This is a genomic window from Paraclostridium bifermentans (assembly GCF_019916025.1).
Taxonomy (GTDB): domain Bacteria; phylum Bacillota; class Clostridia; order Peptostreptococcales; family Peptostreptococcaceae; genus Paraclostridium; species Paraclostridium bifermentans.
The window spans coordinates 100757-114049 of the sequence record NZ_CP079738.1 but is presented as its reverse complement, the minus strand read 5'-3'; the positions used below and the strand labels follow the sequence as shown (position 1 = coordinate 114049).

General features: G+C 26.9%; 17 protein-coding genes. 14 read left to right on the top strand and 3 right to left on the bottom strand.

Annotation, left to right across the window (positions count from 1 at the left end; genetic code table 11):
* Window positions 1-16: 16 nt before the first annotated feature.
* On the bottom strand, window positions 17-1444 hold the full coding sequence (locus tag KXZ80_RS16740; RefSeq protein WP_021431887.1) for a pyridoxal phosphate-dependent decarboxylase family protein: 1428 nt from the start codon (window positions 1442-1444) through the stop codon (window positions 17-19).
* A gap of 583 nt (window positions 1445-2027) precedes the next feature.
* Here KXZ80_RS16740 and KXZ80_RS16735 point away from each other — a divergent pair.
* From KXZ80_RS16735 to KXZ80_RS16700, 8 genes are all read left to right on the top strand, one after another.
* Window positions 2028-2786 carry a SagB/ThcOx family dehydrogenase gene (locus KXZ80_RS16735; RefSeq protein ID WP_021431886.1) on the top strand — a complete coding sequence of 253 codons (759 nt, stop codon included), beginning with the start codon at window positions 2028-2030 and terminating at the stop codon, window positions 2784-2786.
* Window positions 2787-2976: 190 nt separating this feature from the next.
* A complete protein-coding gene (locus tag KXZ80_RS16730) occupies window positions 2977-3651 on the top strand; it encodes a Crp/Fnr family transcriptional regulator (protein WP_021431885.1) in 675 nt (224 codons plus the stop codon).
* A gap of 145 nt (window positions 3652-3796) precedes the next feature.
* On the top strand, window positions 3797-4807 hold the full coding sequence (gene asrA / locus KXZ80_RS16725; RefSeq protein WP_021431884.1) for an anaerobic sulfite reductase subunit AsrA: 1011 nt from the start codon (window positions 3797-3799) through the stop codon (window positions 4805-4807).
* Window positions 4808-5599: an anaerobic sulfite reductase subunit AsrB gene (gene asrB, locus KXZ80_RS16720; protein ID WP_021431883.1), complete on the top strand. Its 792-nt coding sequence runs from the start codon at window positions 4808-4810 to the stop codon at window positions 5597-5599.
* Window positions 5600-5610: 11 nt separating this feature from the next.
* The gene (gene asrC, locus KXZ80_RS16715; RefSeq protein WP_021431882.1) at window positions 5611-6579 is read left to right on the top strand and encodes a sulfite reductase subunit C; all 969 of its coding nucleotides are present in this window, start codon (window positions 5611-5613) and stop codon (window positions 6577-6579) included.
* 19 nt (window positions 6580-6598) lie between these two features.
* Window positions 6599-7369: a formate/nitrite transporter family protein gene (locus KXZ80_RS16710; protein ID WP_021431881.1), complete on the top strand. Its 771-nt coding sequence runs from the start codon at window positions 6599-6601 to the stop codon at window positions 7367-7369.
* A gap of 509 nt (window positions 7370-7878) precedes the next feature.
* Window positions 7879-8067, top strand: a complete 189-nt coding sequence (locus tag KXZ80_RS16705) for a hypothetical protein (RefSeq protein WP_021431880.1) — start codon at window positions 7879-7881, stop codon at window positions 8065-8067.
* A gap of 617 nt (window positions 8068-8684) precedes the next feature.
* Window positions 8685-9674, top strand: coding sequence for a CPBP family intramembrane glutamic endopeptidase (locus tag KXZ80_RS16700; protein ID WP_021431879.1), 990 nt, complete (start codon window positions 8685-8687; stop codon window positions 9672-9674).
* An 82-nt stretch (window positions 9675-9756) separates the two neighbouring features.
* On the opposite strand, the gene KXZ80_RS16695 is transcribed toward KXZ80_RS16700, so the two are convergent.
* Window positions 9757-9987 (bottom strand): hypothetical protein, encoded by a 231-nt coding sequence (locus tag KXZ80_RS16695; RefSeq protein ID WP_021431878.1) that lies wholly within the window; start codon window positions 9985-9987, stop codon window positions 9757-9759.
* Window positions 9988-10287: 300 nt separating this feature from the next.
* On the opposite strand from KXZ80_RS16695, the gene KXZ80_RS16690 reads away from it, so the two are divergent.
* Window positions 10288-10473, top strand: coding sequence for a hypothetical protein (locus tag KXZ80_RS16690; RefSeq protein ID WP_021431877.1), 186 nt, complete (start codon window positions 10288-10290; stop codon window positions 10471-10473).
* Between the two features lie 39 nt (window positions 10474-10512).
* Complete coding sequence (locus tag KXZ80_RS16685) at window positions 10513-10746, top strand: BhlA/UviB family holin-like peptide (RefSeq protein ID WP_038284892.1); 234 nt, start codon at window positions 10513-10515, stop codon at window positions 10744-10746.
* Window positions 10747-10800: 54 nt separating this feature from the next.
* Here the strand turns inward: KXZ80_RS16685 and KXZ80_RS16680 are convergent, their stop codons facing one another.
* Window positions 10801-11004 carry a hypothetical protein gene (locus tag KXZ80_RS16680; RefSeq protein ID WP_021431875.1) on the bottom strand — a complete coding sequence of 68 codons (204 nt, stop codon included), beginning with the start codon at window positions 11002-11004 and terminating at the stop codon, window positions 10801-10803.
* Window positions 11005-11103: 99 nt separating this feature from the next.
* Between KXZ80_RS16680 and KXZ80_RS16675 the strand changes: the two genes are divergently transcribed.
* The 4 genes from KXZ80_RS16675 (at window position 11104) to KXZ80_RS16660 (ending at window position 13251) form a co-directional block, all read left to right on the top strand.
* A complete protein-coding gene (locus KXZ80_RS16675; RefSeq protein WP_021431874.1) occupies window positions 11104-11763 on the top strand; it encodes a VanZ family protein in 660 nt (219 codons plus the stop codon).
* 170 nt (window positions 11764-11933) lie between these two features.
* Complete coding sequence (locus KXZ80_RS16670) at window positions 11934-12227, top strand: YciI family protein (protein ID WP_021431873.1); 294 nt, start codon at window positions 11934-11936, stop codon at window positions 12225-12227.
* Window positions 12228-12356: 129 nt separating this feature from the next.
* The gene (locus KXZ80_RS16665) at window positions 12357-12530 is read left to right on the top strand and encodes a hypothetical protein (RefSeq protein WP_021431872.1); all 174 of its coding nucleotides are present in this window, start codon (window positions 12357-12359) and stop codon (window positions 12528-12530) included.
* A 73-nt stretch (window positions 12531-12603) separates the two neighbouring features.
* Complete coding sequence (locus KXZ80_RS16660; protein ID WP_038284889.1) at window positions 12604-13251, top strand: hypothetical protein; 648 nt, start codon at window positions 12604-12606, stop codon at window positions 13249-13251.
* Window positions 13252-13293: the final 42 nt, after the last annotated feature.

Here is a 13293-nt window from a genome sequence, read left to right as displayed (position 1 = left end):
TACTCATTTTTTTATATTATACAGCACTTAAACTAAAGTTATTAGTTAATAAGTGTTTTGCAAATTCATCTAGTTTGCTTATTGTTTGTTTTATATCATTTTCTGTTGTTTCATGATTAATAGCACACATTCTTAAAACAACTTTACCATTTAAAACTGTTGTAAATATTCCTGCATAGTTTTCTTGAAGTGCTAAATGTGAAATATTATTATTAAGTGTATCTATATCTTGTTCAGACATTCCAGATGGAGCATATCTAAAATTGATAATTGCTAATTTAGGATCAGATATTATTTCCCAATTCTCAAATCCTAATAATGTATTCTTAATATATTCTGCAAGATGAATACCATATTCAATTCTTCTGCTCATTTCACTAGTTCCTAGAGTTTGTAATGTAAACCAAAGTTTAAGCCCCCTAGTCGGTCTTGTTAATTCAATACCTACGTTTCCATAGTTTATTTCATCGTCATTTATATCTAAGTCTCTTAAATACTCTGGATTTTCACTAAAACTTCTTGCTAAATCATTTTTGTCTTTTACAAGAACCATTGCACAACTATATGTTTGGAATAACCATTTATGTGCATCCCAACTTAAACTGTCAGCATTTTCTATTCCTTTTAATAGATGATTATAGTTTTCAGATAATAATATCGATGCTCCATAAGCTCCATCAACATGCATCCATAAACCATATTTTGAACATATATCAGATATTTCTGGTATTGGATCAATACTTCCAGTATTTGTAGTTCCCGCACTAGCTATAACAACAAAAGGATGTAACCCGTTTGTTATATCATTTCTTATTGCTTTTTCTAGTTCATCTATCTTCATTCTATAATTTGAATCTGAAGGTATTTTTCTGATATTCTTAGGAGATATTCCTGATATTTTAAGTGCCTTTTTAATTGAACTATGAGTTTGATCAGATACATAAGCAGTTCCTAAATGTAATTTATCAAATGAAAGTTTGTTATCTCTTGCAGCTACCATTGCTGTAAGATTTGCCATAGATCCTCCTGAAACAAATAGTCCACTCGATTGTTCTGTGTTATATCCAGCTTTTTCAGATAGCCATTTAATTAATGTTTTTTCAATGAAACTAGCAGCTGATGTTGTCATCCAGCATCCTGCATGCAAGTTATAAGCACTTGACATAACATCTCCGATCCAAGAATTCAAATCTGCTGGCCCAGGTATAAATCCAAAAAATCTTGGATGGTTTACTCTTGCTCCATACTCATAAACCTCTTTCATCATTTCTTCCATAACTTCTTGTACCTGTCTCCCCTGACTAGGTATATTTATGTTTCTAAGTTTATTTATTTGATTAGAATCAGCTACTTTTACTACTTCATTAGATTCTAACGATTCAAGTCCTTTAAAGTATTGATCAATAAAATAATTTAAAGAATCTTTAAGTTCTAAATTGTTCATGTTGCTTTACCCCCATTTCTACGCAATTGTCCTTATCTTTTTTAAGCCACGTTCATGATATCATCAAAATATATATTAATCAAACTACGGTTTCTGTATTATAATTAAATTACGCGCTTGCAAATCGTAAAATTTAAGCTTATATAACCAAAAATTGGAATAAATTAATTAAAATTAAATTTAATAATTGCATAAATAGTTCAAAAGATTAAGAAAATAATAAAAAAATAGTTAAAAAATAAAGTAACTGTATGTTTATTTCGATAAATAATTTAATTTACTTTAGATTATTTGAACTTACATATATATGCTAAAGGTATATATAATTTAAAATAAGTACATTTTTTGAGCTATGGTTATATAGGTAAAGTAGAAAAAGCATATATTTGAATAACCTATTTAATTTAAATATAAATTTTAAAGTGTAACATATGTTACAGTGTATTTGATAAATTTTAGGTATAATTTTTATTGTTCTAATCATAAAAATTCAAGAACAAATAAAAACTTAATTTACAATCTATATAATTATAAAACATTAATTTTAATATATAAATATATAGATGTTAGTAAGGGGACACCTATGGATAAAATTAAAAGAAATCGTGAATTTTTTAAAGCTGACTTCGAAATATTAAAACAAATAAGAACTGATAAACAAAAAGGTATTTTACCCTTACCTTTTCAAAAAGAATATGATAAAAATTCTGAATTAATAGATTTACCATCTATAAATAAAAGTATTTTAGTCAAATCTAATGTATTAGACTGCATACAAGATAGAAGAAGCATTCGTAAATATAGTAATAAAAAAATAACTTTAGATGAGCTTTCATATCTACTTTGGGCTACTCAAGGTATACAGAGTGTAAAAAATAATTTCAGTGCATTAAGGACAGTACCTTCTGCTGGATGTACTCATCCTTTTGAGACATATTTAATAATCAATAATGTTAATGATTTAAATCCTGGAATTTATAGATACTTACCATTAGAGCATAAACTTTTATTTATAAAAAACTTAAATAATATAACTGATGAAATAAATAAGGCTACTCCAAATCAACCTTTTGTACAAGATTTTGTATCTAAAAGTGCTGTTGTTTTCGCTTGGAGTTGTATTCCCTATAGAAGTGAGCATAGATTTAGTATAACTGCTCATAAAAAAATACTTATAGATATTGGTCATGTTTGTCAAAATCTTTATATAGCATCAGAATCTCTTAATTGTGGTACTTGTGCTATTGGAATTTATGATCAAAATATCATTGATGATATGCTAGATTTGGATGGAGAAGATGAATTTATAATTTATATGGCTTCTCTGGGGAAAAAGCTTTAGCATTATCAAAATCTAATTAATATCGTTAGTAATAATCTAATTATATATAAAAAGGTCACTCTTATTGCCATTTGAGTGATCTTTTTTCATAAAACAAACAAATACAATGGTTAATATATTTTTGATGTAGTAAAATAAATTGTAAAGATTGAAATTCAATAAAAATTAAGTATATAAGGATTTGTAAAATATGATGAAAATAAATAGCATATCAATATTTGATAATATAAAACCAGAAAGTAAAGAACAGTTAGAGAAGATAATGACAAGTTTTCAAGCACAAAGAAGAGAAACCTTATTCTTAGAAAAAGAATTTATTGATAATTTGTATTTTATAGAAAAAGGAAAAGTATCTATATACAAAATAAATGAAAATGGTGAGAGAAAAGTAATATTCATATTTAAAAACGGTGATGTAATAAATGATCTTTCCTTAGATCAAGAGAAAAACACTATTTTTGCTTGTGAAGTATTTGAAAAGTCAACTATATTGAAGTGCCCTGCGTCTGAATTCATAAAAATAATGGAAAATGACTTTAATTTAATGAAAAATATATTAATCCATACTCAAAATATTAATAGAAGGTTGTACAGACAACTAAAAAACTCTTCTTCTCTAAATATAGATAAAAAACTTGCAGCAAAACTATATAGAATGGGAAAAGAATTTGGAGCAGAACAGGGAGAATGGACTCTTATTAAGGCAAACATAAGTATTACATATATAGCCGAAATGCTTGGGTGCAAAAGGGAAAGCTTATCAAGAACAATGAAACAATTGCAAGACTATGGATTAGTTAAAATAGTGAATAAAAATATTTATGTAAAAAAAGAGGGTTTATCTAAATACTTTAAAGGTAATTAATAGAAAATACACATAACATTTTAATTAGTGTTATGTGTATTTTTTTATTAATTAGATAAAAAGATATCAATATTGTTATATATATCACAGACATGTAAAAAATCCTATGCTACTATATCTTTAATAAAATATAGGAGGAGAGATTATGAAGATAAAATTGAATAGAGAAAACTTCGACAAAGGTCTTAAATTATTGAAATCGGAATATAAAATTTTTGCACCTGTAACGACCCCTTTTAAAGGCGTTTACTCTGATACAGATTTAACTAAATATGAGGAAATAAGTAGTATAGAGGATATAGAGTTTAATAAAAAATCTAACTTTTCACCAAAAGAAGTTATACTGCCTATAACTCAAACATTATTTTATTTTACAGAAAAAGAATATAAAGCTAGTTATATAGATGATAAAAAATTGATTATATTTTTAAGAGCTTGTGATATAAATGGAATAAAAAGATTAGATGAGATTTACCTTAATAACGGTATTGAAAAAGATTATTTTTATGAAAGATTAAGAGAGAAAGTAAAGTTTGTTTTAATTGGATGTAAAGAAAGTTTTAGAAATTGTTTTTGTGTAAGTATGGAGTCTAACAAAACTGATAATTACTCAATGGCATTAAATTTAGATAATGATGAAGTTTACTTAGATATAAAAGATGCTGATCTAAATGTATTTAGAGGGGAAGATACTGAGTTTGAAGTTAACTACGTTAAGGAAAACCTTATCTCTTTAGAATTACCTAAAAATATAAATTCTCTAGAACTCTCAAAACATGAAATGTGGAATGATTATGATTCTAGATGTATAGGATGTGGACGATGTAATTTTGTCTGTCCAACTTGTACTTGCTTTACTATGCAAGATATATACTACAAAGAAAATGAAAATGTAGGAGAAAGAAGAAGAGTATGGGCGTCTTGTCAGGTAGATGGATACACAGATATGGCAGGTGGTCATTCTTTTAGAAAAAAACAAGGTGAAAGAATGAGATTTAAAGTGATGCATAAGATATACGACTTTGATAAAAGATTCGGATACAAAATGTGCGTAGGATGTGGAAGATGCGATGATGCATGTCCACAATATATATCTTTTTCACAATGCGTAGAAAAAATAAAAGGCATAGTAGATATCAATGAGGAGGTAAAGTAAATGAATCCATACATACCAGTTAATTCAAAAATTATAGATATAATTAAACATACAGATATAGAATGGACGTTTAGAGTTTCTAGTAAAACTGAAGGAGTCTTGCCAGGAAAGTTTTATGAAATTTCAATTCCTAAATTCGGAGAAAGTCCAATATCAGTATCAGGATACGGAAAAGATTATATAGATTTTACTATAAGAAATGTAGGTAAGGTAACTAGTGAATTATTTAATTTTACAGTTGGAGATAGCTTTTTTATAAGAGGCCCTTATGGAAATGGATTTGATGTAAGTTTATACGAAGGAAGAGAAATTGTTATTGTAGCAGGAGGAAGTGGTCTAGCTCCTGTACGAGGCATCGTAGAGCATTTTTACAACAATCCTGATAGATGTACAAGCTTTAAGTTAATAGTTGGATTTAAAAGTCCTCAAGATATATTATTCAAAGATGATTTAAATAAATGGAGCGAAAAACTAGACATATTAGTAACAGTAGATAATGCTGATAATGATTATGATGGAAATATAGGATTAGTGACAAAGTATATTCCAGAGTTGAAAATAGATGATATAAATAACATGTCTGCAGTAGTTGTTGGACCTCCTATGATGATGAAATTTACAGTGGCAGAGTTTTTAAAAAGAAATCTATCCGAGCACAACATATGGGTATCTTACGAAAGAAAAATGTGCTGTGGTGTAGGTAAATGTGGACACTGTAAAATGGATGATACTTATATTTGTATAGATGGACCTGTATTTGATTATTCTTACGCAAAGAATTTAATAGATTAGGAGGTATAACTATGATAAGAGATCTAAAAACTAAGAAAGTAATGAAAAATGCTTTTAGAATAACTAAAACTAAATATGAAACTTCTCTTAGAGTGAGAATACCAGGTGGAAGTATAGATCCAGAAAGTTTGATGATAGTTTCTAAGATAGCTACAGAGTATGGAAATGGCGAAATACATATTACCACTAGACAAGGTTTTGAAATACTTGGTATAAAGATGGAAGATATGGAAGCAGTAAACAAACTTATACAACCAGTAATTGAAAAAATGGATATAAATCAGGCAGAAAAAGAAGGAGGGTATCCAGCCGCAGGTACTAGAAATATATCTGCATGTATAGGAAACAAAGTCTGTCCAAAAGCTCAATATCACACAACAAACTTTGCAAAGAGAATAGAAAAAGCTATCTATCCAAACGATTTACATTTTAAGGTAGCGCTAACTGGCTGTCCAAATGACTGTATAAAGGCAAGAACCCATGACTTTGGAATAATAGGTATGACACGTCCCTTATATGAAAAAGAGCGATGTATATCATGTGGAGCTTGTGTTAAAAAATGTGAAAAACTATCCACTAAAGCTTTAAAAATGGAAAACTATAAAATCGTAAGAGATCACGATAAATGCATAGGATGTGGAGAGTGTACTTTAAACTGTCCTACTTCAGCATGGACTAGAGATGAAAAGAAATACTACAGACTAGCAATCATGGGTAGAACAGGTAAGAAAAACCCAAGACTAGCGGAAGATTTTTTATTATGGGCAGATGAAGAATCTATAATAAAAATAATACTTAATACTTATAAATATGTAGAGCAATATATATCTAAAGATGCTCCAGGAGGAAAAGAGCATATAGGATATATAGTTGATAGAACAGGATTTATGGAATTTAAAAAGTGGGCATTAGAAGGTGTAAATTTAGATGATATAGTAAAATTAAATGAAAATATTTACTGGAGCGGAATCAAATATTAACTTAAACTAGGGGGTAATTATGCATAACGAAACACTTGAAAAACTGACAGTCGCTGCTAAAAACAAAGTTAATTTATTAAATAGTAGTAGATTAAAATACATTGTATCATCAGCTTTTGCGGGACTTTATGTTGGAATAGGAATATTATTAATTTTTACAATAGGTGGACTTTTAACATCAACTAATTCCCCTATGACAAAAATTATGATGGGTGTATCATTCGCCATAGCATTAAGTTTAGTTGTAATGACTGGTAGTGAACTATTTACAGGCAACAACATGGTAATGACAGCTGGTACGTTAAACAAAGGGACTAGTACCAAAGACTTACTTAGAGTATGGGCTTACAGCTTTGTAGGTAATTTGATTGGATCTCTTTTGGTTGCTGGATTATTTGTAGGTGCAGGACTTGTTAATAAAGGAGCTGTAATGGAGTTTTTCGCTACAACATCCTTAGCTAAAGCATCACTTCCATTTATGGACCTTTTCTTTAGAGGAGTGCTTTGTAACATACTAGTATGCGTGGCTGTAATGTGCTCATTTAGAACAAATGATGATACTGCAAAGTTAATAATAATATTTATGTGTTTATTTGCTTTCATAACTAGTGGGTTTGAACATAGTGTAGCTAATATGACTATATTTGGAGTAGCTTTATTTTCAAGTGCTATCAAAGGAGCTACTCTTATGGGCGCAATATATAATTTATTTGTAGTTACATTAGGAAACATAGCAGGTGGAGCACTAGTAATGGGTGCTGGTGCATATATATTAGGTAAGAAAGATTAATCAATGAATAGCATTTAGTAAGGTGTATTGGGTTAAAATAAAATTAGTAATGCAATTTTAAAAAAGAGTATCTATTGAAATTGTTCACTTTCAATAGATACTCTTTTTATTTTAAGTATGTTGTTATATAGCTAATTAACAACATATTTATCTATATAAAAACTTATTGTTGATTTGAAACTTCTAACTCATCACTTAATAATGCAGCTCCTACTGCTAGTATAAATGGAGCTATTATTAAACTTCCTAATAGTATTGTCATGTATAACTCCTCCTCTTTCTTATCTTTATTTGATAAGTCTATTATACATGTACAACTTTAAAATAGCCTGACGTAAAGCTTAACTAAATCTTACATTTTTGATAGTTAATATTCTATATATTTTTTTGAGGATAGTTATATTTTAGTCCCTAATTTATAGATTTCAGTCCATTTTTAAATTAAAAGTTATGATTTATGGTAGTCTATAATAAATTAATCTTAAAGTTTAAGCTCAGGAGGGTTATATATGTTAAATTATTCAGAAAATCAGGCTAGTGTAAACAAGTATGCATTAAAAACTTTAAAAGTTTTTAACATTTTTGATAGTCCAAAGTTTACATTGGGATTATCAAATATATCTAAAGTTTTTAGAAGTATTCTTTTGGCATTATTAGGATTTGTAGAACCTCCTATTAGCCATAAATACAACCTATAAAATTATTAATCATAAAAAATATGAACGCAATAAATACATCAATTTCTTTAATCAATATATTTATTGCGTTCTGTAGCTATATGTATATGATAAATGATGACAACCCCCTTATGAAGAGGAGTGTTAATTAAGAGATTCTAACATGTATATATACATGTTAGGTACAAATATATTATAACATCTGTTTCTAATATGTTTTAATTTAAATGTTTAATAGCACTTATTAAATATCTAAATATACATCATTAACATTTATATATAAGTTAGTAGAAGTCATACGTTAATAAAAAAATAAATAATTAATTTGATTTTTTATCAAATTAATTGTATTATTAAAACCTAAATAAAATTTTAGACTTTTAATAAAATACCGATTAAAAATGCCTCCAAACTATAAATTTAGTTATGGAGGTATTTTTTACGCTTAAAGAAACTATATTTAACTATTATTTATAGATAACATTTTGAGTAACGGGACACGAGTTTACCGAGTGGACGTTGACGACATGAAATTTGAGCGACATGAGCGAAGCGAATTTTATATATTTATTGTGATTTTTTTCCATTTAAACTGTGCTATACTTTTATCATAAAATTTTAAAACTTGGGGGATTAAAATGTGTATTGATATTAAGGTTATAAAAAAAGAAGTAAGGGACTTCTTGATAATTAACTTTAGCTTAATTACTTTTATATCTATTTTCATATTTATTCGCGCTGCAAAACCAAACATCATTTCATTTTTATCAAGCTTTGCAGGATTATTTATGTACATTCCCGCATTTTCAGCAATTACAGTTTTAAATAGAAGTTCTTATTATGCTTTTCCCTCGTCAATATATAGATTTTTTAATATCTTTTCTATTGCCACAATTACAAAGATACTTTTATGTATAATTGAATCTTTGTTTATAAACAACCTAAGGATATCTTTTTTAGTAGATGTTCTAGTATCTTGTTATCTTATAACTAGCATTTTCATGAATTCATCTGATTTTGAAATTCTAAATTTATGCTTTAATAAAAGCTTAAAAAAAGTTATGTTTGTAATATTGCTTTCTTTGATCATAACTACAATTAGCAATTTCTCACAATTAGAATCTATGCAAATTAACCATATAAATATTTTTGATTCCATTATGAAAGTTTTATTTATAGTAGGTCTAAACGTAGTCTTTGGATGTAACCTATTTTTTGGAGAGGAGTTCGGATGGAGATATTTCTTACAGCCTCGCTTACAAGTTCTTTATGGAAAAAGATTAGGAGTGTTAATATTAGGCCCTATATGGGGTATTTGGCACTTACCGCTTTGTATTACTTTGTATAGCCCTGAAAGCCCAATTTACTGTGTTATTACACATATAGTTGCCTGTACTACCCTCGGAGTATTTTTAGGATATACTTACATGAAAACCGAAAACCTCTGGGCTCCTATGCTAATACATTTATTAAATAATTCAATTGCGCCTATAATTGGTAATTCATATGGTAAAATTTATACACTAAAAGCTCTTTCGTATGGGATTTTATTGTATTCCATAGTATTCTTACCATTTTTACTTGCAAAAGAATATCGATCTAATAAAAAATTTTATATTGATAATTAACATATATATTGAATTTTATAAAATAAAACCCAACTCTAAAATTTAGACTTGGGTGTTGTTTTATCTCTATTATAATCAATACCTATAACTGTTCCTTCTTTAGTTTTAGGTATTCTATTCTTTCTAACTTGTGTTTAGTATCTTTTAAAACTGTTTTTTCTACTAAAGGATCTTTTTTCAGATACTCATAAACTGCTTTAACAATAACTGTATTTAGATTATCTCCATCTCGTTCTGCCTTTAAATCAAGCTCTTTTTTTAAATCCATACTTACAGTTACCATAGTTCTTGTATTCGCTTTACTTACTGCCATTTTTACCTCCTAAAATCAATTTTTAAATATAGTGTAAATTTAAATACGTCTTTTAATTTATTTTCAAATAGTGTTATCACTTTAATAAGTAAATTTTATCATATGTTTATTATATCAATCAATTTAAATATTAATATATATCTCTAAATTTAGTTATTTACATAATTATATTTAATACTTAAAAATCTAAAACTTAATATTTAATACAAAAGTGCAATCACTTTTTTTTATAAAATAGGTTGAAAATCGAACATATGTTCTATATAATATTGCTATAGAATCTAATTTTGGAGGGGTTCAATGAAACAACTTTCTACTTATGAAAAACTAATTATATTAGGGTATATAGAGGAGATGCTAGATATATTTGATACTATTTTAATTGAAGAATTTGAAGATGGGGAGGAACCAAACATCATTTGTAATGATAGAAAATTTTTTAAAAGAGATTTTGAATCTCTAAAAATAAAAATTCAAAATTCATAGCATGCAAAACAGATATTTTATGAAAGGTAGTGATTTATATTGATCAGTGAAATTATCAATGTCGTTGGTAAAGAAGGTTCTTGGGCTTTGCTTTCATTTGTATTGATACTTTACATACTAAAAGCTCAAGAAAAAAGAGATATCCTACAAGAACAAAGAGAAGAAAAATATCAAGAGATAATAGAAACTATGACATGTAAATTAGATATACTGACTCGTCTTTCAGATGACATAACTGATATTAAGAGTAAGTTAGAAAACACAGTACACTAGTTGTTTACATAAAAAAAGATTGCTATTATAAATTAATATAATAGCAATCCTTTTTCACTCAATAAAGATTTCATATATTCCCATAAACCCTTCAGCAACAACTAAGTTTCTATAATTACCTTTTTTCAAATCAAATCCTCTACCCATCTGCTCCACTGTATATCCATCGGATTCCATATACTCTGTAAAATCATTGTAAGACCTACTTATATATCTTAATGGTTCATCTGAAATTTTTTCTACATTCTTCTTATTCATATATAAATTTAAGAAAATCTTAAGATTTATAATCCTAAAATAATGTTAGTATTTATATTAGTTAACAAATTTAATTTTGAAGGGAGAAGTTTTAAAGTTATGTATATGATTTACCCACTTCTTTGTGTGATAATACCTTGTTTTATATATCAAATAATTACTATAAAATCTAGAAAAATTAAAGATAAAGTAAACTTAATACCACATTTAATAAAAGTTTATGTTTTCTTACTTTATGTTTCTTTAGCAATTATCGTAGCCGGAATAGGAAGTATATGGGATATAGGTCAGTTTGGAAATATAGTCCGAATAGAAGAAATAAACTTAGTTCCATTTAGTTCATCAGGGGCTACTACATATATCTTAAATATTATAATGTTTATGCCTCTAGGTTTTTTACTTCCTTTTATTTGGAGTAAGTTTAGGAATCTTAGTAAAGTGTTTTGCGTTGGACTATGTTTTTCGTTAGCAATTGAATTTTGTCAACTATTTAATCATAGGGTTTCAGATATTGATGATTTAATGATGAACTCATTGGGAGCTGTTTTTGGATATTTAATATGGTTATGTGTAACTAAATTATTTAAATACATAATTAAGTTACCTATATTTGTGTCTATATCTAATATAGATAATCAAAATAAATTTAGCGTATATATAAGTAAAAAGTCTATATCTAAAAATGAAGCCGTTATGTACCTTTCATTAGCTATTTTAGGAGAATTCCTGTTTTATAACTGGTCTTTTTTATACATATAATATTAGAAATTTATTTATTTTAGATATTATCCTTTAATTCCAATCAGAAATCCTAATTAAGTATTACCTATTGTTTATTTGATAAGCATAAGGGTATTTATTATTTAAATTGAAACTAGTAATAATCACGTTTATTTATATATAATACAACTTAATTAGGAGGATAAAAAATGAAATATTTTATGGTTGAAGGAATACTAAAAAATCCAAATAAAATTGATGATACTATTATGAAAGAGCATATGGATTACACTCAAAAAGCAATGGACAAAGGATTGATCTTAATGTCTGCACTTAAATCAGATATGAGTGGAGGTCTATTTGTTATGAAATCAGAGTCTATTGAAAGATTGAATGAGTATTTATCAAATGAACCTTTTAAAACTTATGGTATACAAGATTATAAAATAGTAGAATTTGATGCTCATTATTTCAATCAATCACCTTCTGAATGGTTTGAATAATTATAGTCTATAAATTACATTTTAATATTTCACTCCAAATTAAAGCTATTTTATTCCTGATTCGGAATCATTTATATCTTAAATGTTAAAATAACTTTAAACATATTAAATTCATAAGGGGTGAATGGAATGCAAAATAAAAAGTTTATAATATTAAGCTCACTTATACCAATTCTAATGCTATTCAATATAACGGTTTTTAAAGGCATTTTAATAGCTAATATACTAATAGCTTTAATTTTAGTACTTATTTCTGGAAAACTAGTATCTGAGATTATAAAGTTAAGAAATAGAAAAATCTAGATTATATAACACTATGGTATAATTTAGATGATTAATTTTTAATATTTAATTTTTGGAAGGTAAAATATATACTATGAAAATAGCAAATATAACAAATGGAGAGGTTTTTAATAAATACTTTGAAAGAACATTTTGTACAAAAGGAATTCCTTTTAATGAAGCAATTATGGTAGGAAATTCTACATCAAATGTATTTTCTAATGAATTTTGTATAAATCGCGCATCTCAACTTAATGTTTCTATAGAAGAATACTATAAAAAGTCACATGCTTTTTTTAAGTTTACAAAAGAATTAGAACAATATGAAGAAATTATTTTATGGTTCGGATCAGATACATTCTGCCAATTGAATTTATTAACTATTCTTTGCTTTCTAGAAACTCAAAATTATAAAGGCAATGTATTTACAGTTATAATTGACGATGAAAGTTTTAATATCGTTCGAGAAAAAACATATATCGCTCTTGGGAGTTATCAAGCATTATATGAAAAAATCTTATTGCATAAAGAATACGTGCAAGGTAATGATTCCATTATGGATAAAGCTATATCATTGTATTTTGATTATTTATCAGATAAAGGAAAACTTGCTATGATTATAAAAAATAATAATACATTATCTGAAAATCAACTAATTGAAAAGCTATTACTTGAAGGTACAGATTACGGTATTAGTGATTTACAAGCCTATCATTTAATAAAAAAGTACTTACTGAAATAGTAAGTACTTTTTAGATTTTAATTCTTCAATTTAAACTTTATA